This window comes from Beduinella massiliensis (assembly GCF_900199405.1).
Lineage (GTDB): Bacteria > Bacillota > Clostridia > Christensenellales > Aristaeellaceae > Beduinella > Beduinella massiliensis.
Genome location: NZ_LT963430.1, coordinates 2041164 through 2060548 on the forward strand (window position 1 = coordinate 2041164; position 19385 = coordinate 2060548).

General features: G+C 60.7%; 26 protein-coding genes and 1 riboswitch. Of the genes, 24 read left to right on the plus strand and 2 right to left on the minus strand.

Annotated elements, in window-relative coordinates:
• Positions 1 to 40 precede the first annotated feature (40 nt).
• Complete coding sequence (locus C1725_RS09990; RefSeq protein WP_346026549.1) at positions 41 to 913, plus strand: damage-control phosphatase ARMT1 family protein; 873 nt, start codon at positions 41 to 43, stop codon at positions 911 to 913.
• A 5-nt stretch (positions 914 to 918) separates the two neighbouring features.
• Here the strand turns inward: C1725_RS09990 and C1725_RS09995 are convergent, their stop codons facing one another.
• Positions 919 to 1857 carry a DDE-type integrase/transposase/recombinase gene (locus C1725_RS09995; protein ID WP_102411467.1) on the minus strand — a complete coding sequence of 313 codons (939 nt, stop codon included), beginning with the start codon at positions 1855 to 1857 and terminating at the stop codon, positions 919 to 921.
• Positions 1858 to 2032: 175 nt separating this feature from the next.
• A riboswitch (TPP riboswitch) is annotated at positions 2033 to 2142 on the plus strand.
• Positions 2143 to 2281: 139 nt separating this feature from the next.
• Between C1725_RS09995 and C1725_RS10000 the strand changes: the two genes are divergently transcribed.
• Complete coding sequence (locus C1725_RS10000) at positions 2282 to 2971, plus strand: hypothetical protein (protein ID WP_102411468.1); 690 nt, start codon at positions 2282 to 2284, stop codon at positions 2969 to 2971.
• Positions 2972 to 3017: 46 nt separating this feature from the next.
• Here the strand turns inward: C1725_RS10000 and C1725_RS10005 are convergent, their stop codons facing one another.
• A complete protein-coding gene (locus C1725_RS10005; RefSeq protein WP_146009219.1) occupies positions 3018 to 4157 on the minus strand; it encodes an SH3 domain-containing protein in 1140 nt (379 codons plus the stop codon).
• Between the two features lie 192 nt (positions 4158 to 4349).
• Here C1725_RS10005 and C1725_RS10010 point away from each other — a divergent pair, with 192 nt between their 5' ends.
• The 22 genes from C1725_RS10010 to C1725_RS10115 all read left to right on the plus strand — a co-directional run bounded on the left by C1725_RS10010 (position 4350) and on the right by C1725_RS10115 (position 18946).
• Complete coding sequence (locus C1725_RS10010; RefSeq protein ID WP_102411470.1) at positions 4350 to 4721, plus strand: hypothetical protein; 372 nt, start codon at positions 4350 to 4352, stop codon at positions 4719 to 4721.
• Positions 4718 to 6457, plus strand: coding sequence for an SNF2-related protein (locus C1725_RS10015; RefSeq protein WP_102411471.1), 1740 nt, complete (start codon positions 4718 to 4720; stop codon positions 6455 to 6457). The genes C1725_RS10010 and C1725_RS10015 overlap by 4 nt, the downstream gene beginning before the upstream one ends.
• A gap of 24 nt (positions 6458 to 6481) precedes the next feature.
• Entirely contained in the window at positions 6482 to 6886 is a 405-nt protein-coding gene (locus C1725_RS10020; protein WP_102411472.1) for a DUF550 domain-containing protein, read from the plus strand.
• A gap of 154 nt (positions 6887 to 7040) precedes the next feature.
• Positions 7041 to 7706 (plus strand): L,D-transpeptidase family protein, encoded by a 666-nt coding sequence (locus C1725_RS10025; protein ID WP_346026550.1) that lies wholly within the window; start codon positions 7041 to 7043, stop codon positions 7704 to 7706.
• 80 nt (positions 7707 to 7786) lie between these two features.
• On the plus strand, positions 7787 to 8704 hold the full coding sequence (spoIIIAA, locus tag C1725_RS10030) for a stage III sporulation protein AA (protein ID WP_102411474.1): 918 nt from the start codon (positions 7787 to 7789) through the stop codon (positions 8702 to 8704).
• On the plus strand, positions 8701 to 9216 hold the full coding sequence (locus C1725_RS10035; protein WP_102411475.1) for a hypothetical protein: 516 nt from the start codon (positions 8701 to 8703) through the stop codon (positions 9214 to 9216). The genes spoIIIAA and C1725_RS10035 overlap by 4 nt, the downstream gene beginning before the upstream one ends.
• A 25-nt stretch (positions 9217 to 9241) precedes the next feature.
• On the plus strand, positions 9242 to 9439 hold the full coding sequence (spoIIIAC, locus tag C1725_RS10040; RefSeq protein ID WP_102411476.1) for a stage III sporulation protein AC: 198 nt from the start codon (positions 9242 to 9244) through the stop codon (positions 9437 to 9439).
• Positions 9440 to 9455: 16 nt separating this feature from the next.
• Positions 9456 to 9842, plus strand: a complete 387-nt coding sequence (spoIIIAD, locus tag C1725_RS19365; protein WP_102411477.1) for a stage III sporulation protein AD — start codon at positions 9456 to 9458, stop codon at positions 9840 to 9842.
• Complete coding sequence (gene spoIIIAE, locus C1725_RS10050; protein ID WP_346026551.1) at positions 9839 to 10981, plus strand: stage III sporulation protein AE; 1143 nt, start codon at positions 9839 to 9841, stop codon at positions 10979 to 10981. Before spoIIIAD ends, spoIIIAE begins: the two co-directional genes overlap by 4 nt.
• 20 nt (positions 10982 to 11001) lie before the next feature.
• Positions 11002 to 11232: a hypothetical protein gene (locus C1725_RS10055; RefSeq protein WP_102411478.1), complete on the plus strand. Its 231-nt coding sequence runs from the start codon at positions 11002 to 11004 to the stop codon at positions 11230 to 11232.
• Positions 11229 to 11624, plus strand: a complete 396-nt coding sequence (locus tag C1725_RS10060) for a hypothetical protein (RefSeq protein WP_102411479.1) — start codon at positions 11229 to 11231, stop codon at positions 11622 to 11624. The genes C1725_RS10055 and C1725_RS10060 overlap by 4 nt, the downstream gene beginning before the upstream one ends.
• A 12-nt stretch (positions 11625 to 11636) precedes the next feature.
• Positions 11637 to 12179 (plus strand): SpoIIIAH-like family protein, encoded by a 543-nt coding sequence (locus tag C1725_RS10065; RefSeq protein ID WP_102411480.1) that lies wholly within the window; start codon positions 11637 to 11639, stop codon positions 12177 to 12179.
• Between the two features lie 67 nt (positions 12180 to 12246).
• Positions 12247 to 12759: an Asp23/Gls24 family envelope stress response protein gene (locus C1725_RS10070; protein WP_102411481.1), complete on the plus strand. Its 513-nt coding sequence runs from the start codon at positions 12247 to 12249 to the stop codon at positions 12757 to 12759.
• Between the two features lie 32 nt (positions 12760 to 12791).
• Entirely contained in the window at positions 12792 to 13628 is an 837-nt protein-coding gene (amaP, locus tag C1725_RS10075; protein ID WP_102411482.1) for an alkaline shock response membrane anchor protein AmaP, read from the plus strand.
• 10 nt (positions 13629 to 13638) lie between these two features.
• A complete protein-coding gene (locus C1725_RS10080) occupies positions 13639 to 13872 on the plus strand; it encodes a DUF2273 domain-containing protein (RefSeq protein ID WP_346026552.1) in 234 nt (77 codons plus the stop codon).
• A 57-nt stretch (positions 13873 to 13929) separates the two neighbouring features.
• Complete coding sequence (nusB, locus tag C1725_RS10085) at positions 13930 to 14334, plus strand: transcription antitermination factor NusB (RefSeq protein ID WP_102411483.1); 405 nt, start codon at positions 13930 to 13932, stop codon at positions 14332 to 14334.
• Complete coding sequence (locus C1725_RS10090; RefSeq protein WP_102411484.1) at positions 14331 to 15284, plus strand: tRNA (adenosine(37)-N6)-threonylcarbamoyltransferase complex transferase subunit TsaD; 954 nt, start codon at positions 14331 to 14333, stop codon at positions 15282 to 15284. Before nusB ends, C1725_RS10090 begins: the two co-directional genes overlap by 4 nt.
• A gap of 2 nt (positions 15285 to 15286) precedes the next feature.
• The gene (folD, locus tag C1725_RS10095; protein ID WP_102411485.1) at positions 15287 to 16135 is read left to right on the plus strand and encodes a bifunctional methylenetetrahydrofolate dehydrogenase/methenyltetrahydrofolate cyclohydrolase FolD; all 849 of its coding nucleotides are present in this window, start codon (positions 15287 to 15289) and stop codon (positions 16133 to 16135) included.
• Positions 16136 to 16155: 20 nt separating this feature from the next.
• Positions 16156 to 17349 (plus strand): exodeoxyribonuclease VII large subunit, encoded by a 1194-nt coding sequence (gene xseA, locus C1725_RS10100; RefSeq protein WP_346026553.1) that lies wholly within the window; start codon positions 16156 to 16158, stop codon positions 17347 to 17349.
• Entirely contained in the window at positions 17340 to 17582 is a 243-nt protein-coding gene (gene xseB / locus C1725_RS10105) for an exodeoxyribonuclease VII small subunit (RefSeq protein ID WP_346026554.1), read from the plus strand. Before xseA ends, xseB begins: the two co-directional genes overlap by 10 nt.
• Positions 17579 to 18487, plus strand: a complete 909-nt coding sequence (locus tag C1725_RS10110; protein WP_102411488.1) for a farnesyl diphosphate synthase — start codon at positions 17579 to 17581, stop codon at positions 18485 to 18487. The genes xseB and C1725_RS10110 overlap by 4 nt, the downstream gene beginning before the upstream one ends.
• A gap of 12 nt (positions 18488 to 18499) precedes the next feature.
• Positions 18500 to 18946, plus strand: a complete 447-nt coding sequence (locus C1725_RS10115; protein ID WP_346026555.1) for a divergent PAP2 family protein — start codon at positions 18500 to 18502, stop codon at positions 18944 to 18946.
• Positions 18947 to 19385 lie beyond the last annotated feature (439 nt).

Below are 19385 nucleotides of genomic sequence, written 5' to 3' on the forward strand. Positions count from 1 at the left end.
CCGAAGCGAAGGTTTCGGCTGCTTTTGTATGGAGGCAAAAATGCGGGAAGCGTGCAAAGCGTGCGACAGGGAGCAGGTGCGTAAGGTCTGCGCGCTGCTGAATCTGCCACGGGACAGGGAGGACGAGCTGCTTGCGCGTGCAGAGCTGCTGTTGAGCGAGGCGGAAGAGCATGCGTGCAACCCCGAGGTCATGGGCAGAATTTATGGCATGCTGACACAGGTGCTGGGCGAGGAGGATCCTTATCGGGAGCTCCGGGCCTTTTACAATGAAGAGGTTCTGCGTCTGGCGCCGCAGCTTCGCGCACAAATTGCCGAAGCACCGGCGCCTTTATCGCTGGCGCTTCGGCTCGCGATCAGCGGCAACCTGATCGACTTTGCGGCCCGGCATACGTTCAGTCTTCAAATGCTCAAGGAAAGGCTGAAAACGGTCGATACCCTGTCGATCGACGACAGCGCGCCGCTGTTTGAGGCGCTGACGGATGCGAAGCGTCTTTTGTATCTGGGGGACAACTGCGGAGAAATCGTGCTGGACAGGCTTTTCATTGAGACGTTAAAAGACCGGTATCCGCAGCTTCGCGTGACCTTTGGCGTGCGCGGACGCCCGATCGTAAACGATGTGACGCTGATGGACGCACGTCAGGTACGGATGGAGGAAGTGGCATCGGTACTTTCAAGCGGAGACGGCGCGCTGGGTACGGTGCTTTGCCATACGTCGCCTGCGTTCCGACGCGCGTTTGAAGAGGCGGACGTGGTGATCTGCAAAGGGCAGGGGAATTACGAGAGCCTCATGGCCTGCGGCAGGCCGAACCTGTTCTTCCTCTTCATGGCGAAGTGCGAAATCGTCGCCTTCCCGCTCGGCGTTCCGGTTCTGAGCATCGTCTGTCTGCGCGCAAAAGGCCCGCAGGACATGTAGGTTTGTCAAACATTTTGGACAGTGAAAGCAAGAAGGAACTCTCTAGGCGAAACCCAAAGGAGAGGGCGCATCGGTCTGTTGTTGGTGCGAGCTTGGTGGGCAGCTAGCTGCCCACCAAAGTCATCGAGCGAGAAGAAAGAATGGGTATTGTAGAATAGCTTTTGGTCTTCTCTGTGACTGCGTTCAACCTTACCGTTGTGGCGAGGTGTGTATGGTTTTATGAGCTTATGCCGAATTCCCAGATCAGCAGCCGTTTTCTCAAACAGCGTTACCTGATTGCGTTTGCTGTTGGAAAAGCGGTTGGTGAATTCAAAGCCGTTGTCGGTCTGGACACACTCTACCCGGATACCCCGGCGGGCATACCACTTGAACAGCCTTTTGAGAAAGTCAGCGGAAGAATAGGTGGACTGCTCAGGGTAAGCGGCCAGGAAGCGCAGTCGGGTGAACTCATCCATGGCAGTGTACTGAAACAGGCGCAGCTCCGGGTCCGCGATACAGCGGCGGGGCACCACCTTCACATCCACCTGAACGCGCTGTCCAGGATAGGTCATCTGCTCATAAGGCTTGGGCCTATAAGCCGGCTTCTTCTCGGCTTGTGGGAATAACCCCAGTTTCCGCATCACGCGGAAGAGGCTCTCCGGTCGGCGGGTATATCCCCGCCGACGTAAGCGGTGCCACAGTTCCACCATACCTAGTTTGGGATCTCTGCGGCGCATATCCCGGATCAGCTTCAGCTCCGCTTCGGTATGCTGGTTGGGATGGCTGTGGGGACGCCGGGACTGGCAGGCCAGGGAGGCCATGCTCCCATCCCAGCGAGCTTTCCAGAAGTAGATATACGACCGGCTCTTGTTGTATTTCCGGCTGGCCCGGCTCACGCCGTATTTCTCCGCATACTTCATCAGGGATTGCCGATATGCCATGTCCTGTGTTATACTCTTGCTCATGAAGGATGTGGCCCCCTCTCGTATAGTTGTTGTCCGCAACTCCAACTATAACCGATGAGGCCATATCCTTCATCCTTTTTTTCTTCTACTGTCCAATATGTATTGTACTCCTACACTGCGCGCAAAAGGCCCGCAGGACAGCGCTTGACAGAGAGCAGCAAAAGCGTTACAATAAAACCTGTAAACGGGGAGCTCGCTTTCCGGGCTGAGAGGAAGCCAGCCGGCTTCGACCCGAAGAACCTGATGTGGGTAATGCCAACGCAGGGAACGTGAAAGGCATACGTGCCGGGGCGCGTGTCCAGTGGGACGCGCTGCTTTTGTTTTTGGGGATGCGCCTAATTTTGCTATTTCCGCTCAGGGGCTACAGTTTTTGCTCCTTTTGTGGTATAGTGTTAAAAACCCCAAGAAGGAGGTACAAAGACAGATGAAAAAAGGACTTTTGGCGTTGGGAACCTCGCTGCTGCTGGCGCTCTTTTCGGTGGGCGCGCTGGCGGAAGGCCAGGCAACGATCACCCAGCAGACGGCGCAGACCTACGCCTATGAGGATGTTTTCTACGCGTACTACTTTGCGCAGATTGAAAACACGGGGGACGTCCCGATCGTGCTGGACGGCGGTACGCTGGAGCTGTACAATTCGGAGGGACAGGCGATCTATTCGACCCCGGTGTACTCCTGCTATCCCTCCGTGCTGGCCCCTGGGGAAAAGGGATTCGTTCGGGAATATACGAATCTGGATTCGCTCAACACGATGGCGGCTTACAAGTTCGATCTCGTAGCACGCCCTGCGGGCGAGGGATCGGTCATCCGGCTGAACTGCACCGCTGATTTTTCACAACAGACGCTCTACGGAGACGATATGTCTACGACCCTTAAAGCGACGGTTATGAACGACAAGCAGGAGACGGTCTCGAACATCATGATCGTCTACGCGCTGTACGACGCGGAGGGCAAGCTGATCTTCGTGGATACGCTTTCGCCGTATTACCTGGGCATTCCGGCTGGAAACTCGGTCGAACTGTCGACGGCGGTGGATCCGGAGATCGAAGCCTCCTGGGCTGAACGCGGTATTCGCCCGGCAAGCGCCTACGCGCTGGCGTATATTATCGCAGATTGAACAAAAAAATCCTCCCCTGATCGAGGGAGGATTTTTTTGTCTGTCTTTATTGAATCTCGATGAGGCTTCCGAGCACATAGCCTTCGTCGCCGCCGCGCGTATGGATGTAGTACCAAGTTTCGCCGTCGTCATCGGTGACGGTATCGAGAATGGTGGCCGTTTCGTTCAGGCGCAGGCGTGTAATGCGTACCCCTTTTTTGGTGGGCTTTGAACGGACGTTGACGTCGTTCTTGATCGCCTTGCCGATGGTGCGGTCATCGTCGTTTCCTGTATCCTTGGCGCTCTTAGAGGTGGTCTTTTCAGCATCCTTGCCGTCGTCCTCAGCGTCCATGACGTCGCCGCTATCGTCTTCCTCTTCGTCATCCTCCGACGCGGGCTCTTCTTCCTCTTCGGGTTCAGGCGTGATTTCGGGCTCCGTGCCGGTGATGTAGGGCGTCATGTCCTTGTCGTCTACGACCGTGATGAAGATAGGCTCGTCGTCGCTTTCCTCGTCATCCTTGTCGATGAGAACTACCCGAACGGCGTAGTTGCCAGGAGAAAGGGAGTAGGAATCTACGACCTTGTTGTCCTCTTTTTCGACGATCTTGCCGTCCCAGGCGATCGTCGCCGTGCCGGCTTTAGCCTTTTCGATGCCGTCGATCTCGTATATGCTGTTGTCGAGGTTGGTCGCGTTGAAGATATCGAGCCGCACGGATCCGTTCATCGACAGATCGACGGTGAACGTCCAGGGCTTTTTCTTATTTTCGTTGCTGAACTGGACGTTGGATACGACGGGGCGGGGCTGACCGGTCTTGATCTTCACGGTCGACTCCTTGGAGACGTTGCCGAATTCGTCGCGCAGCGTGAAACCGAGACGGTATTCACCGTCAGGGTAGAACGAGCCGTCGTCCTGTCTGGCGCAGTTCCAGGCAAAGCTGCTCGGGCCGCTGGGGTATTCCCGGTCGGTGAAGAGGGTTTCGATTTCGCCCCCGTCCTTGTCCAGCGTCCTGACGGAGAGGAAGCCGGGCATGCTGAGCGTCAGCGTCATTTCCGTATCGATGCCGGGGCGGATCGTAAATGAATTTTTGTTCACCTTGATGGTGGGATCGACCTTTTTAATGGCTTTTTCCGCGAGCGCGCCGGTCGAAAAGACGAAGATCAGCGCGAGCGCCAGCGCGGAAACGAGCATGCGACGGGTTCGAGGCATGTAGGAATCCCCTTTCCTAATGAAAATTCTACAATTTGAATACGTTCATCATACCTCAAAATAGCATTTGTTGCAAGGCCTGCGGGCAAAAAGGAAAAACGGGGTGCGCGAAAAAAGTGGAACGGACGGTTGAAAGCGCGCTCTGGGAATGCTAAAATGGCAGATACATGGCTGGCGGGGGGAGTAAAAGGATTGGAAGAGGAAATGCGGCGAATCGTCGAGGCGGTATCCGTCCTTCGCACGGCGCCCTGGCAGAGCGAAGCGCAGCTGCACGAGCAGATCGCTCGAGCGCTTGAGGTATTCGGGCTTTCGGCGCAGCACGAGGCAAAGCTCGGCGGCGGGCGGCGCATCGACTTTCTGTGCGGCACGGTGGGCATCGAAGTGAAGTGCGGAAAGCCTGAGCGCGCAGCGCTGCTGCGCCAGCTTGCCCGCTACGCGCAGAGCGAGGCAATCAGCGGGATTGTGCTGATCGTGCAGCGAAGCGCTATGATGCCGCGCGCGGTCGGCGGAAAGCCCCTTTGCGTGGTCAGCCTGAACAGACAGTGGGGGATCAGCCTTCCATGAACGAAAGAAACGAAATTCCGGCCTACCTGCAAAGAACTGGCGACGCGGAGCATTACTACGGTACGCTCAGCTACAACCGCCGCAGCCGCTGCTGGACGATCAAGGGCGAACCCTGCGTGACCGAGATGGCCAAGCGCCTGTTTCCGGGCTGCGAAGGGCATGGACGCGGCGAGGCGCGCTTCACGGCGCACCGGCGCATCGTGGGAGACCTGAACTGGCTGATGCTGCGTTATCCCCTGCGCGTGAGCGAGCGGGACGAAAAGCGCTGGGAAGAGGCGCTCACCCAGGCGCAGGCATACGCCGCGCAGCGTCTTCGTGCCCAGCGGATGCCCCAGAGCGTAACGCCCCCGGAGGCATACTTTGAGGGCGCGCTGCGTCCCTTTCAAAAGGAGGGGCTCGCCTGGCTGCTCGCCAATCCCCGCGCGCTGCTTGCGGACGAGATGGGCCTGGGCAAGACGGTGGAGGCGATCGCCTTTTTGGCGACGACGCGGCTTTTGCCGGTAATGCTCGTCGTGCCGTCACACCTCGTACGCAACTGGGAGCGCGAGCTTCAGCGCTTTTTGAAGCTGCCGGGCGGTCTGCGCGTCCACGTCATCCGGGGGCTTACGCCCTACGAACTGCCGGTCGCAGACGTGTACATCGTGCATTATCTGCTCCTGCGCGGGTGGAAGGAGGTCTTGCCGCGCCTTTGCATGCAGTCGGTCATCTTCGACGAAATTCAGGAGCTGCGCCACGCGGGAACGGAAAAATACTCCGCGGCCAGCCTGCTGGCGGAAAGCTGCGAGCACGTCGTGGGTCTCTCGGGCACGCCGATTTACAACAAGGGCGGCGAAATCTTCAACGTCATCAACATCCTGGACTTTCACTTTCTCGGCGACTGGGAGAGCTTCTCGCGCGAATGGTGCTATGGATACGGAAACGCCATCGTCGCCAAGCCGGATCTGCTGGGCGAGCATCTGCGCCGCGAAGGGCTGATGCTGCGCCGAACAAAGCAGCAGGTGCTTTCGGAGCTGCCGCCCAAACGGCGCCTGGTGCAGGAAATCGACGCGGACGACGCGCTGTACAAGGGCGTCATGAAGGCGGTGTGGGAAAAGGCACTGCGGCTGAGCGACGTATCGCTGGGCGCATCCGAGCGCGCGCTGCTGGCGGAGCAGGTCTGTCAGGGTGAAAGGCAGGCGACAGGGCTTTCCAAGGCGCCCTTCGTCGCGGCGTTTGTGCGCGCGTTGCTGGAAGGCGGCGAACGCGTGCTGCTCTTCGCGCACCATCATCAGGTGATGGACCGCTACCGGACGGAGCTGCACGCGTTTCACCCGGTCTTCATTACCGGGCGGGAGACGCAGGATCAGAAGGATCAGGCGGCGGGCGCGTTCATGTCGGGAAAGACGAACCTTTGCTGCGTGTCGCTGCGGGCGGCGGCGGGGCTCAATCTGCAGCGCGCGACCTGCGTGGTGTTCGGTGAACTGGACTGGTCGCCCGCTGTGCACAGCCAGGCGGAGGATCGCGCGCACCGCATCGGTCAGGAGGATTCGCTGCTTTGCTACTATCTTGTCTCGCCGCGCGGATCGGATCAGGACATGCAGGAGGCTTTGGGCCTCAAGGTGAGCCAGTTCATCGCCATCATGGGCGACGGCGCGCCCGACCCATCGCGCGAGGCGCTCGCGAGCTCACAGGCACGCGCGCACATGGAACGGCTCGTCGCGCGGCTCATGGAGAGGGCGAAAGAAGAGATACACTAGAGCGGGAAAGAAAGGGGTCTGGGCATGGAGATTTCCGTAAGTGACATTTTGCAGATGCAGCGGGAACTGCAGGAGAAATACCTGGACAAATGGGGAGGGCTCAGCCCGGCTAAGGCCCGCGAGCAGCTTCTTTGGATGCTCTGCGAGTGCGGCGAGGTGATCGACGTCATCAAGAAGATCGGCGACAAAGCGATCATGGAAGATCAGGACGTCCGCGCGCATTTCATCGAGGAAATGGTCGACGTGCTGATGTACTTTGGGGACGTGCTGCTCTGCTACGGCATCAGCCCTGCGGAATTCAGCGAGGCGTACCTGAAAAAGCACGCCCGCAACATGAAGCGTGATTGGACGGTGGAGATCAACCGCTTGCGGGAAAATCTGCACGAAGAAACGAACAGGGATGCGGGACGGGTGAAACCCGCTGAATGAGGATGCGAAGACGATTCACGGCTAAAGGCCTTGGGTCGTTTTTATTTGGATTTAAAAATCGCTTGCGGCCAATATGCCGTTCGGAGCGGAGGCAGGTCCTGCCGCCGCATTTTTTATTCCCCATTTTCATAGGATGCCTGCGGAGGGGTGCAAGATGCGTCGAAGAATTCTTTGGTGCGCGGCGCTGGTGGTGGCTTCGGCGCTTTTTCTCTTTTCAGGGCACGCGAATGCTCGAGGACCGGAACAGGTGATCGTGGTGGACGTCGAGCGCATGACGCTCACGCTCTACGAGGATCACGTGCAGATAAAGCGCTACCCGGTCGCGGCAGGCGCTTATAAGACGCCCTCGCCGCTGGGCGTCTTCAAGATCGTAAATCGGTTCAGCGGAGACCCGGGCGGCTTTGGAACCTGCTTTCTGGGGTTGAACGTTCCCTGGGGGACTTACGGCATTCACGGCACGAACAAGCCCAATTCCATCGGGTACAACGCGTCGCACGGGTGCATCCGCATGTACAACAAGGACGTGGAGGAATTGTACGCGCGGGTTCAAAACGGCGCGACGGTCATCATCGAAGGCGGCGCTTACGGGGAGCTGGGCGATTCCCTGCGTACGCTTAAGCCCGGAGACCGAAACGCGCACGTGCGCGCCGTACAGCGAAAGCTGCGCGCACTGGGTTTTTATCACGGAAACCCCGACGGCGTGTATGGCGACGCGACCAGCGCGGCGATCAAGGCCTTCCAGAAGGAAAAAAAGTTAAGCGGCGGCGATGTGGTGGATTATGGCCTGTATCATGCGTTGGGCCTGATGCTGTTTGAGTAGGCTGTCATGAAACGCGGACAGGCAACATACCATGAAAAAGCAAAACGGACAGTCCCTTGAGACGTGAAGGAGGAGCGGAGATGGGCGATTGGCGGGAGGATCTCCTGCGCTATCTGCCGTCCGCCGTCAGGCGGCGGATACAGGAGCTCAGCGCCCTGCAGGCGTGCGCGCTGCTCGAACTCCGCGTGCGCGCGGAGCAGCGCGTGGAGTGGGTGACAGATGAAGAAAGCACGCTGTTGGAATGGCGTCCCAGCGCCGCAGAGGTGCAGTCGCTGCTGGCAGCGCTGTGCGAGCACTCGCTCTACGCGCGGCAGGATGAGCTCTGTCAGGGCTTCCTCACGGTGCGGGGCGGTCACCGTATCGGCGTCTGCGGCAGGGTCGCGGTGCAAGAGGGACGGATCACAGGCCTTCACTCGGTCGGATCGCTGTGCGTTCGAATCGCCCGGCCGGTGCCGGGCGCAGCGGACGCCCTGATGCCTCGCCTTTTCGATGAAGAAGGACATCCGAAAAGCACGTTGGTTCTCTCGCCGCCGGGCTGTGGCAAGACGACGGTGCTGCGGGACGCGGCGCGCCAGCTTTCGGACATCCGTGGACAGCATGTTTGCGTTGCGGACGAGCGCTCCGAGCTGTGCGGCGCGGTCGACGGCGTGCCGCAGATGCCCGTGGGCGGCCGGACGGACGTGATGGACGGCTGCCCCAAAGCGCAGGCCATGCAGATGCTGCTGCGCGCGATGAGCCCGCAATGGATCGTCACGGACGAGATCGGACGCGAGGAGGACGCGCAGGCGGTGCTGGAGGCGCTGCGCTGCGGCGTTTCGGTGCTTGCGAGCGCTCACGCGGATTCCATCGAAGCGCTGCGCGGGCGGCCCGTGCTGCGGCGGCTGATGGAGGAAGGGGCGTTTTCGGGTTACGTGCTGCTTGCCGACCGGGGACGGATCAAAGCTTGTTTTGACGCAGCAGGCCAAGCGGTCGCGCGTGCGGCGGAGGGGCTTTCATGATGCGGCTGGCGGCACTCGCCGCCGTGGGCGCCTGCGCTGCTGCGGCGGGCGTGGGAGCGGCGCAGGCTGCGCGCACGCGTGCCGACCTGCTGCGAGACCTGCGCGCCGCGCTGCTTCAGATGATGGACGGCATGCTGCTGGGCGCGTTGCCCCTGCCCGCGCTGCTCCGAAGGGCTGCGCGTGGACGTGCGGGCGCGCTGTTTGACATGGCGGGCCGGATCATGGGAGAAGCGCCGGAGCTTGGTTTTCAGGCGGCGCTGACGCGGGCCGAACGGGAGCTGCGCCGGGGGGCGCTGCGCGTGTTGCGTGCGGAAGACCTCGCCGCGCTGAATCCCTGGCTTTCGATGATCGGAGAGGGCGGCATGGAACAGCAGCGGCGCGCGCTGGAGGGAGCGGTTCGCGTCCTTGAAAGGCTGGAACAGGAAGCGCGCGGGCGACTCAAGGACGAGATGCGCCTGTACAGAACGCTGGGACTTACGGGCGGCGCGGCGCTGATCCTGCTGCTCTGGTGATCTGGCTATAAAAGGAGGTTTGCTCGTGAGCGTCGATCTGCTCTTTCAAATCGCCGGCATCGGTATTCTGGTGTCGGTCATCACGCAGGTGCTCAACCGCACAGGCCGCGAGGACATGGCCATGCTGACGTCCGTCGCGGGGCTTGTGGTCGTGCTGCTCATGGTAGTCAACGTCGTGGCGCAGCTCTTCAACAACGTCAAGAGCATCTTTCAGCTCTACTGACCGGGAGGGGCTTTAGATGGAGATCACGCAATGGGTGGGGCTGGGGCTCGCGTCCGCCATCCTCTATGCGGTGCTGAAAGAGGCAAAGCCGGAAGCGGCGGCCGTGTTTTCGCTCGCGGCAGGGGCTTTGCTGATGCTGGGCGTGCTGGGCGGCGTGCAGGAGGTCGCGGGAGCGATGCGCAGTCTTTCCAGCCGCGTCGGGTTGGACGGCGTGTACATTTCCACGCTGCTGCGCGTCATCGGCATCGCCTATCTGGCGCAGTTCGGCGCACAGGCCTGCCGGGATGCGGGCGCTGCAGGCATCGCGGACAAGGTGGAGCTCTGCGGCAAGGTGGCCATCCTCTCCATCGCCGCGCCCATTGTCGTTTCTCTGATGGACGTGGTGACGGGGGTGCTCGCGTGAGGCGCACGGTTCTTTGCCTGCTGCTCGTGCTGTTTTTTTTATCTCCCGCCGTCGGACAGGCTGAAACATTGAGCGAGCAGATGAACGGCGTTCTGAACAGCCTGGACTTTTCCGACCTTGACGAAATCACCGGGTCGATGCTGGAGGGCGCGGACGCCAGATCGATCGTACAGGGCCTTGCAAGCGGTACAGCCTCGCTCAGCGCGGAGGGGCTGCTCGAACGGATCAGAACAGCGTTTTGGCGTTCGCTCAGCGCGCTCTTCGGGCTCATGATGCAAATCCTGTTGCCCGCGGTGCTGTGCGGCGTAGTGACGCAGATGGGCGATTCGTTCTCCTCGGAGAATATCGCGGGGGTCTGCCGTTACGCCTGTTTCCTGTTCGTGCTCATCCCGGTGCTCTCACATCTTGCGCTGAGCGCGGAGACGGTCGGCAAGGCGATTCGCACCATGTCCGACGCCATGCAGGTGATCTTCCCGATGCTGTTGGCGCTGCTGGCGGCGGTGGGTGGCAGCGTTTCCTCCACGGTGCTGCAACCGGCGGTCATCGCGGCGTCGGGCACGATGACGGCGATCGTTCGGGATGTGACGCTGCGTCTGCTGCTGTGTGCGGGCGCGGTAACGGCTATCTGCCACCTTTCCGACCGCATCCATCTCTCGCGCCTGGCCTCCCTCCTGCGAGACGTGGCGAACTGGACGCTGGGTATCTGCTTTACGGTCTTCATCGGGGTCATGGTGGTGCAGGGCGTGAGCAGCGCCGCGGTAGATGGGGTTTCGATCCGTACGGCGAAGTACGCCATCGACAACTTCGTGCCCGTCGTGGGAGGCATGTTCGCGGATACGGTGGATACGCTGGTCGGCTGTTCGCTGCTCATCAAGAACGCGCTGGGCGTGTTCGCACTGATCCTGCTGTGCGGCGTGGTCCTCACGCCGCTTTTGCAGGTGCTGAGCTCGGTGCTCGTGTTCAAGGTCTGTGCCGCGCTGCTGGAACCGATCGCGGACGGGCAGCTCGTGTCGTGCATCGGGGACCTGGCGGACGTGCTCATGTCGCTTTTTTCTGCGCTGCTGTGCGTGAGCGCGATGTTCTTTTTGCTGGTCACGCAGCTGCTCGTCGTCGGGAACATGACGGTCATGCTCAGGTAAGGTAGAAAGGGGACGCTAATGTGGAGGGACTGATCTCGCTCATTACGAGACTTTGCGTGCTCAGCTGCCTGTCGGCGCTCTGTCAGCTTCTTCTGGGGCCGGGAAAATTCAGGGGGCATGTGCGTCTGGTCTGCGGGCTGCTGCTCTTACATATGATGATGACACAGATTTCTCTGCTGCTGAGGGGCGCGCCCCCCGCCGTGACGGACGCCGCATTTGTGACGAACGTGCTTACAGGAGGTGCGCCATGAGGGAGATTTGGGAGAAGCTGCGCGCCGTACGCGGCATCGAATGGCTGTTGGGCATCGGCGCGCTGGCCCTGCTCGCCTTGACGCTGATGGGCCAGGGCACGCCGGCACGGACGAATTCCAGCCTGGAGGAGCGGCTATGCGCGGTGCTGTCCAAGGTACAGGGCGCGGGCAACGTGGACGTCATCATCTACACGGCGCAGGATACCGCCGTGACGGCCGGGGCGTTTGGCGAAAGCACCCAGAGGACGAGCGAACGGCCCAGCGGCGTGGTGGTGGTGGCAGACGGCGCGGGCGATCTCCAGGTGCGCATCGAGCTTGCGCAGGCGGTTAAGACGCTGCTCTCGCTCCCCGCCTCAGCGGTGGAGGTCCTGCAAAGGGATGTCAATCAATAGGAGGGAAAGAAAGTGGAAAAGAAAAAGAGCTTCTGGGACAAAAAGACGGCGATGCTGCTGACGCTGCTGGGCCTGCTGGTGGTATCCGGGTACGTCAACTATCGCCTGGGTCTTGCACCCGACGCGCGCATCAGCGGCGAGGTACCGGTGGTGCGCATCGAGGGCGCTCGGCCCACCCCTAGCCCCACCCCTGCGCCGACCGGCGAAAAGGACACGTTCTCCGCGTATCAGCAGGACCGCGCCACGACGCGCGCTCAGGAGATCAGCATGCTTGACGCGATCATCGCGGACGGGAGCGCGGCCAAGGACACCGTGGCGCAGGCGCAGGCGCAAAAGCTCGCGCTGGTTGGATGCATGGAAAAGGAGACGAGCCTGGAAAGCATTCTCAAGGCAAAGGGATTTGAAAACGTGCTGGTGTCGGCAAAGCCGGGAAGCGTGACGGTCGTGGTCGGCGGCGGCGCGCTCAGCGACGCGCAGGCCGTACAGATTTTGGATGCCGCCACACGTGAAACAGAGGAAGAGGCCGAAAACATCAAAATAATCCAGACAAAATGAACGAGAGATTTGTCAATCAGACAAAAATCTGTTATACTAGAGTATATCCTCAAGGAGGTGTAGAGACATGAGTGAAAATCTGCCTGTAAATGTTGATGATACGAATGCAAAGGGTACCATAACCTACGCCAGCGAGGTCATCGCCACCATCGTGGGCGTCGCGACGACCGAGGTAGAGGGCGTTGCCGGCATGTCCGGTCCATCCGCGATCACGGGCATCCTCAGCGGCAAGTCGAAGTCCTCCCTGCTTCGCGGCGTCAAGGTGGAGGTCGGGGCGGAAGAAGTTACGGTGGACGTGTCGATCATCGTGGATTACGGCATGCCCATTCAGGTGGTCGGCCTGAACGTGCAGGAAAATATCCGCAAGTCCGTCGAATCGATGACGGGGCTTCACGTCATCAGCGTAGACGTACACGTGATGGGCGTCAGCTTTGAAAAGGAAAACAAGGAATTGCAGCAAAGCCAGGAGATGGCGCGGCTGCAGGCGCAGGTCGAGGCCAAGGTGGCCGAGGAAACCTCCGCGCCCGACGAAAAGCAGGGAGAAGGCGATGATCCCACGGAGGATCAGGCGCAGGAATGATCACCGCTGGCGGCTGAACGGAGGACAAAAAGATGAAACATCCTATCTGGGATCGTCTGCTGATCGTCGTTTGCGTGCTGGGGCTTCTGTGCGCTGCGGCGGGCCTAGGAGCGGTCGGCGCAAAGGCCGTTTCGCCGGCCTTCTTTGAAGGCCTCGTTTCCACCCTGCAAAACGGAACGTGGAACCGGCTGCTTACGTTCGCGCTGGCGGCGCTCGTCGCCGTCTTTGCGTTGCTGCTGCTGGCGGTCGTATTCCCCGGCGGACGCAGGCAAAAGCGCAGTTTTGCTATTCAGAAGAACGAAAACGGAACGGTGAAAATCTCCGTTAAGGCGCTGGAAGGGCTCGTCGCCAAGTGCCTGACGCAGCATCCGGAGCTCAAGATCGTCTCTTCGCAGCTTTCCAGCGACGGAGATGCGGTGCAGGTCAACGTGCACGTGACGCTGGCGGCGGACATCAGCATTCCGCTCGCGGTAGCGGCGCTGCAAAAGCAGATCAAGCAATACCTGGAGGCCTGTTCCGGCGTGGACGTGCGCGAGGTACGTGTCATCGTGGACAGCACGACGGACGCTACGGAGGCCGGTGGGTCTCCCTATGCGATTCCCGCGCGGCTGCAGACTTCGCACGCGTTTGCGCGTACGAGCGAGCCTTTGCCCGAACCGCTGCCGAAGATAGACGTGCCGCCGGAAAACCGTCCGGCGCTCGCGGTCGATGTGAAGGATATGGATGCGGAAGCGTCGGTTGAAATTGCGCCAGAGACGGTCGAGGAAACGCATAGCGATATCAAGATGCCGGAAGAGGATAAGGACATGCCCTGCGGCGAGGCGGAAGACGGCGAAGGCCGTGAAGACGACGAGCAGCAGGCCGAGTGAGGGATGACCTGTGGAAAAATTCAAGCAAATCCTTTCTCAGATTTTTGAACCCGGGACGCCCGCCTCCGTCATCGCGTACGGGTTGGTGGGCGTTCTGGTGGCTGTACTCTTTTTGCTCATCGGCTTCTGGCGCACGCTGCTGATCTGCGTGTGTTTTGCGGTGGGCGCATTCTTGGGCGGTGTGAAGGACAAGCGTGCCTTTATCGGGCGCATCATGGATCTCTTTCATCGCGACGAGAAGTAAACGACAGGCGGCCGGTTTTGCCGGCTCGGAAATACAATTTGGATCGGAGAAGAAGACATGGCGCGATCTGCGGCCCGCGAGGCGGCGATGCAACTGATTTACGAGCACATGATGGGCGGTTCGGGCGATGAAACGCTCGGCGGCATGATCGAATTTGTGCCCGATAAGGACGACGCGAAGTACATTCAGGCGGCGACTGAGGGCGTCTTTGGGGCGCTGCACGTCGTCGATCACAAAATAGCGGCATTTTTGCAGGACTGGTCGATGGAGCGCATCGCGCGCGTCGATCTGGCGATTCTGCGCTTGGCCGCGTATGAATTGCTGTACATGGACGACATCCCTGCGGCAGTGACGATCAACGAGGCGGTGGAGCTTTCCAGGCGCTTTTCGACCGAACAGTCGGGCGCGTTCATCAATGGCGTGCTGGGCAACCTGAACCGGCAGTTGGAGAGCGAAAAGTGAAGGCGGTCGTCGGGTTCGATACGAGCTGCTACACCACATCTGTAGCGGCTGTGTCAATCGAAGGAGAAATCCTGTCCTCGCGCCGTCGCTTGCTGCGCGTAGCGCAGGGTGAACGCGGCCTTCAGCAATCAGAAGGCCTTTTTCAGCACGTATCGGCGTTGCCAGGGCTTCTGCAGGAGGCGATGCGCGACATTGCGGGCTGCGAAGTGGCTGCGGTTTGCGCGAGCGTTCGTCCAAGGCCGGTGGAGGACTCCTACATGCCGGTCTTTAGGGTTGGCGAAAGTCACGCACGTGCGGCTGCATCGCTGCTGCGCGTGCCTTTTTTTTCGGCGAGCCACCAGGAAGGGCATATCCGCGCCGCGCGAGTGGATTCCGGAATCGCCGGCGAGGTCTTTTTAGCGCTGCATCTTTCCGGCGGCACGACCGAACTGCTGCTTTCCCGTCCGGGCGAGCTGCGTCTTTTAGGCGGTTCGATGGATCTGCACGCGGGTCAGCTTGTGGATCGCGTGGGCGTCCGAATAGGGCTTTCCTTTCCGGCGGGCCCTGAAATGGAGCGCCTGGCGATGGCGGGGAAATCTCAAGGATTGCTGAAGGTCAGCATGCGAGGGATAGATTGCTCGCTTTCGGGAGCGGAGACGCAGATGCTGCGTCTGCTTGACGCGGGGAGCATCGCCCCGCAGGATGCGGCGGCAGAGGTCTTCTCCCTGCTTGCGCGTTCGATTTTACGGATGCTGCTTGCGGCATCGGAGCGCACGGGGGTACGTCAGGCGTTGCTGGCGGGGGGCGTGGCTTCCTCGCTGCACCTTCGCACGCTGCTGCAGGAGAGGATAGCTAAAAGACGGCTGCCTTTGGAGCTGTGCTTCGCAAGGCCGGAGTTCGCGGGGGATAACGCGGTGGGCATAGCCCTGCTCGGCCTTGAACAATTGCTTAAGGAAGAAACGGAGGCGTAAGAATGGCTGCTACGTTGATGGATGGAAAGGCCGTGTCCTCGGCGGTTCGGGAAAAACTGGCGCTGCGCGCGCAAACCCTGCGGGATGCGGGGATTGAGCCCCACCTGGCGGTGGTGCTGGTGGGCGATGACCCTGCCAGCCAGATCTATGTGCGAAACAAGGAGCGCGGATGCGCGAAGCTGGGCATTCGCTCGACCGTCATCCGCCTTGGGGCGGACTGCACACAGCAAGAACTGGAGGACACCGTTCGTAAGCTGAACGAGGACCTCTCGGTACACGGCATTCTGGTGCAGCTGCCGCTGCCGCGCCATCTGAAGGAAGAGACCGTGATTGCCCTGATTGACCCGCGCAAGGACGTGGACGGTTTTCACGCGATCAATACGGGCAACCTGATGAACGGTGTGAAGGGCTTCGTTCCCTGTACGCCCAGCGGCGTAATGGAGATGCTGCGCTATTACGACATCCCGATCAGCGGCCGCAACGCGGTCGTCGTCGGCCGCTCCAACATCGTGGGCAAGCCGATGGCGCTGCTGCTTCTTTCCGAAAACGCGACCGTGACGATCTGTCACTCCCGCACGAAGGACATCGCGTCCTTTACGCGCGCCGCGGACATTCTCGTAGTGGCGGTGGGCAAGGCCGGTTTCATTACCGGCGACATGGTGAAACCCGGCGCGACCGTCGTAGACGTGGGCATCAACCGGGTGGACGGCAAGGTCGTCGGAGATGTGGACTTTGAATCGGTCAGCGAAGCGGCGGGGTATCTGACGCCGGTTCCGGGCGGCGTCGGGCAAATGACGATCACCATGCTGCTGAAAAACACGCTGGACGCGGCGCAGGCGTTGGGCCGCTGAAATGGAAGGAAGGGGAGCGCGTGCTCGTATCGGTCACACAGCTGAATGAATACGTGCGCCGCACGCTCGCCTCCGATCCGATGCTGCGGGGGCTTTCGCTGCGCGGGGAGATCAGCAATTTTAAGCGGCATACCTCCGGACATCTGTATTTCTCGCTCAAGGACGAAAATGCGCGCATCGCCTGTGTCATGTTTCGCCAACACGCGTTTGGGCTTCGCATGCAGCCCAGGGACGGCATGCGCGTCGTGCTGGACGGCGCGGTAAGCCTTTATGCGCAGGGCGGGCAATATCAATTTTACGCAGAGAGCATGCGGCCGGACGGTGTGGGCGACCTGTACCTTCGATTTGAACAGCTCAAGGCCGAACTGGAGCGCGAGGGTCTGTTCGATCCCTCGCTCAAAAAGCCGCTGCCGCTGCTGCCGCGGACGGTGGGCGTCGTGACCTCGCCGACGGGCGCGGCGGTGCGGGACATCGTGAGCGTCTCCTCGCGGCGCAATCCGGGCGTGCACCTGCTGCTTTGCCCAGCCAGCGTACAGGGCGACAGCGCAGCAGGCGAAATCGTTCGGGCGATCAAAACGCTGGACCGCCTGCCGGAGGTGGACGTCATCATCGTGGGGCGCGGCGGCGGTTCTATAGAAGAGCTTTGGGCCTTTAACGAAGAGGCGGTTGCGCGCGCGATCTTCGCGTGCAGGACGCCTGTGGTGTCGGCGGTCGGCCATGAGACGGACTTTACCATAGCGGATTTCGTCGCGGATTTGCGCGCGCCGACCCCGTCCGCCGCGGCGGAACGGGCCGTCCCGGTGCGGGATGAACTGCTTGCCGAGGTCGAGGGATATGCGGCGCTGCTCGAGCAGCGGATGGCTGGACGGATGCGGGACGCAAAGACGCGCCTTTGCCACGCGCGGGCGGTCGTGAACGCCTACAGCCCCAGCCGTGCGCTTTCGCAAAAGCGTCTGATGCTCGACCACGCAAGGGCACGGCTCGCGTCGCGCATCGGCCAGCTCCTCGGGATGCAGGCGGCGGCGCTCAAGGGGGCGCTTGGACGGCTGGAAGCGCTGAGCCCTACGGGCGTGCTGGAACGGGGCTACGCATACGTCACAAAGGATGGAAACCCCGTGCAGGCGTTCAGAAGCGGCGACGAGGTGACGCTTCACCTGAAGGCGGGCGAGGCCGAGGCCTCGATTAAGAAATGGAGGGATACGGCATGCCCGTAAAAAAGAAGGCGCCGCTCACGTTTGAAGAAGGCCTTGAAAAATTGGAAGCACTCGCGGCGGGCATGGAGGACGGTTCCATGCCGCTGGACAAAGCCCTTGGCGCATATGAAGAGGGGATGAGCCTGTATCGGGAACTTTCCGGAATGCTGGAAAATGCCCAGCTCCGGGTGGAGCAGATTCAGGCCGGCGCAAAGGACAACGCGGAAAAAAAGCCCTTTGAGGTGGAACCATGAATTACGAAGAGCAAAACGCCCGATATGTGAAGCGGGTGGAGGACGGCCTGCGCGCGATGCTGCCGCAAACCGAATCCGAATTTGAAACGGGGCGTATCCCGAAGGGGCTGGCGGAAAGCATGCGCTACAGCCTGCTGGCTGGCGGCAAGCGGGTGCGGCCCGTGCTGCTGCTGGCAGCGGCGGATATGCTCGGCGTCGATTGCGAGGAGGCGCTTGCGCCTGCCTGTGCGTTGGAGATGATCCATACGTACTCGCTCATCCACGACGATTTGCCGGGGATGGATGACGACGACACCCGGCGCGGCAGGCCGACGAACCACAAGGTGTACGGCGTGGGGCCCGCGACGCTGGCCGGCGACGGACTTTTGAACTTTGCGTTTGAGTGCATGCTTCAAAACGCGCTGCGTTACCCGGCGCACCTGGAAGGGCATGTGCGCGCCATTGCAGAGGTCGCGTCGCGCGCGGGCGTCACGGGTATGATTGCCGGACAGAGCATCGACCTGCTCTATGAAAACCGGCAAACGGACGAAAACGCTCTCTCGTATATCCACGAGCATAAGACGGCGGATCTGCTCACGGCGCCATTGCTGGCAGCCTGCTGGATTGCGGGCGCGACGGACCAGCAGATGCAGGCGCTTTCCTCATTCGGCCACAGCATCGGTATCGCCTTTCAGATTCAGGACGACCTGTTTGACATCGAGGGTGACGCGGCGGCGCTGGGCAAGGCGACAGGCATGGACGCGGCGAGGGGAAAGATGACCTGGCCCGCGCTGTACGGTGCCGCTGGGGCGCACAAAATGGAAGAGGCGCTTTGGAATCAGGCGCTTTCCGCACTCGATTGCTTCGGTGATCGGGCGGGTTATCTGCGGGAATTCACAGTGCGGCTTCGTGCACGCCGCGCGTGAGGGGGATCAGTGGTGGATACGCTCTTAGCAATATTGGGGAACCGGATTCTCTGGACGGGTCTGATTGCGTGGTTTACGGCGCAGCTCTTCAAGGTTCTGCTGACGCTTATGCTGCAAAAGAAGTTCGACGTGCATCGCTTCGTCGGCTCGGGCGGAATGCCCAGCTCGCATTCGGCGTTCATGTGCGCGGTGAGCACGGCCGTAGGCTTTCAGGAAGGGTTCTCGTCTTCCATTTTTGCCATTTCCGTATGCTTTACGATGGTCGTGATGTACGACGCCGCGGGCGTGCGCCGGGCCGCGGGCAAGCAGGCCGCCGTGCTGAACCGCATTATCGAGGACATGTTCACCAACGGCAAGGGATGGGACGACGAAAAGCTCAAGGAATTGATCGGCCATACGCCGGTGCAGGTCGTCGCCGGGGCACTGCTGGGGGTGCTAATCGGCGTTTTGCTGGGATAATACGAATTGTCCGTTGCAAGTTGGACAAAAAAATGATATACTACTCTCTAAGGTGGTGCAGTATCCTAGTCAGCGACATCTTCTCTGAAGGCGGGGCTAAAAATCCGTCAAAGGGCACATCGATGAAGTTTCTGGTGCTGGCTGCCGACGCCCAGTCGGGGGTTGGCGCTGGGAGTAAGAATTATGGGCGATCCCCAATGGCATGGGGGCGTTGACCCATCTTTCGTGGAGGCTTGGCGGTGCGGTAACCTCGCACGCCATGAAAACCTGTACTTGCGGTCGCGTTTATGGCTGCATACAGCGTAGCCTGCCTTGAGCGGGTGCGGTGGATAGCGGAACTACACAAAGGAGCCTAGGGCTCATGGCGCCTGCGTGATTGCCGTTTGAAACCGCGTCTGCAAAAGAGGCTAGGAGAAGATGAAACTGCCGAGGAAAGCTC

Bases quoted from the DNA above. Each gene is read 5' to 3' on its own strand.
- C1725_RS09990 (WP_346026549.1), top strand. From the start codon at position 41: ATGCGGGAAGCGTGCAAAGCGTGCGACAGGGAGCAGGTGCGTAAGGTC.
- C1725_RS09995 (WP_102411467.1), bottom strand. From the start codon at position 1,857: ATGAGCAAGAGTATAACACAGGACATGGCATATCGGCAATCCCTGATG.
- C1725_RS10000 (WP_102411468.1), top strand. From the start codon at position 2,282: ATGAAAAAAGGACTTTTGGCGTTGGGAACCTCGCTGCTGCTGGCGCTC.
- C1725_RS10005 (WP_146009219.1), bottom strand. From the start codon at position 4,157: ATGCCTCGAACCCGTCGCATGCTCGTTTCCGCGCTGGCGCTCGCGCTG.
- C1725_RS10015 (WP_102411471.1), top strand. From the start codon at position 4,718: ATGAACGAAAGAAACGAAATTCCGGCCTACCTGCAAAGAACTGGCGAC.
- C1725_RS10020 (WP_102411472.1), top strand. From the start codon at position 6,482: ATGGAGATTTCCGTAAGTGACATTTTGCAGATGCAGCGGGAACTGCAG.
- C1725_RS10025 (WP_346026550.1), top strand. From the start codon at position 7,041: ATGCGTCGAAGAATTCTTTGGTGCGCGGCGCTGGTGGTGGCTTCGGCG.
- spoIIIAA (WP_102411474.1), top strand. From the start codon at position 7,787: ATGGGCGATTGGCGGGAGGATCTCCTGCGCTATCTGCCGTCCGCCGTC.
- C1725_RS10035 (WP_102411475.1), top strand. From the start codon at position 8,701: ATGATGCGGCTGGCGGCACTCGCCGCCGTGGGCGCCTGCGCTGCTGCG.
- spoIIIAD (WP_102411477.1), top strand. From the start codon at position 9,456: ATGGAGATCACGCAATGGGTGGGGCTGGGGCTCGCGTCCGCCATCCTC.
- C1725_RS10060 (WP_102411479.1), top strand. From the start codon at position 11,229: ATGAGGGAGATTTGGGAGAAGCTGCGCGCCGTACGCGGCATCGAATGG.
- C1725_RS10070 (WP_102411481.1), top strand. From the start codon at position 12,247: ATGAGTGAAAATCTGCCTGTAAATGTTGATGATACGAATGCAAAGGGT.
- amaP (WP_102411482.1), top strand. From the start codon at position 12,792: ATGAAACATCCTATCTGGGATCGTCTGCTGATCGTCGTTTGCGTGCTG.
- nusB (WP_102411483.1), top strand. From the start codon at position 13,930: ATGGCGCGATCTGCGGCCCGCGAGGCGGCGATGCAACTGATTTACGAG.
- folD (WP_102411485.1), top strand. From the start codon at position 15,287: ATGGCTGCTACGTTGATGGATGGAAAGGCCGTGTCCTCGGCGGTTCGG.
- xseB (WP_346026554.1), top strand. From the start codon at position 17,340: ATGCCCGTAAAAAAGAAGGCGCCGCTCACGTTTGAAGAAGGCCTTGAA.
- C1725_RS10110 (WP_102411488.1), top strand. From the start codon at position 17,579: ATGAATTACGAAGAGCAAAACGCCCGATATGTGAAGCGGGTGGAGGAC.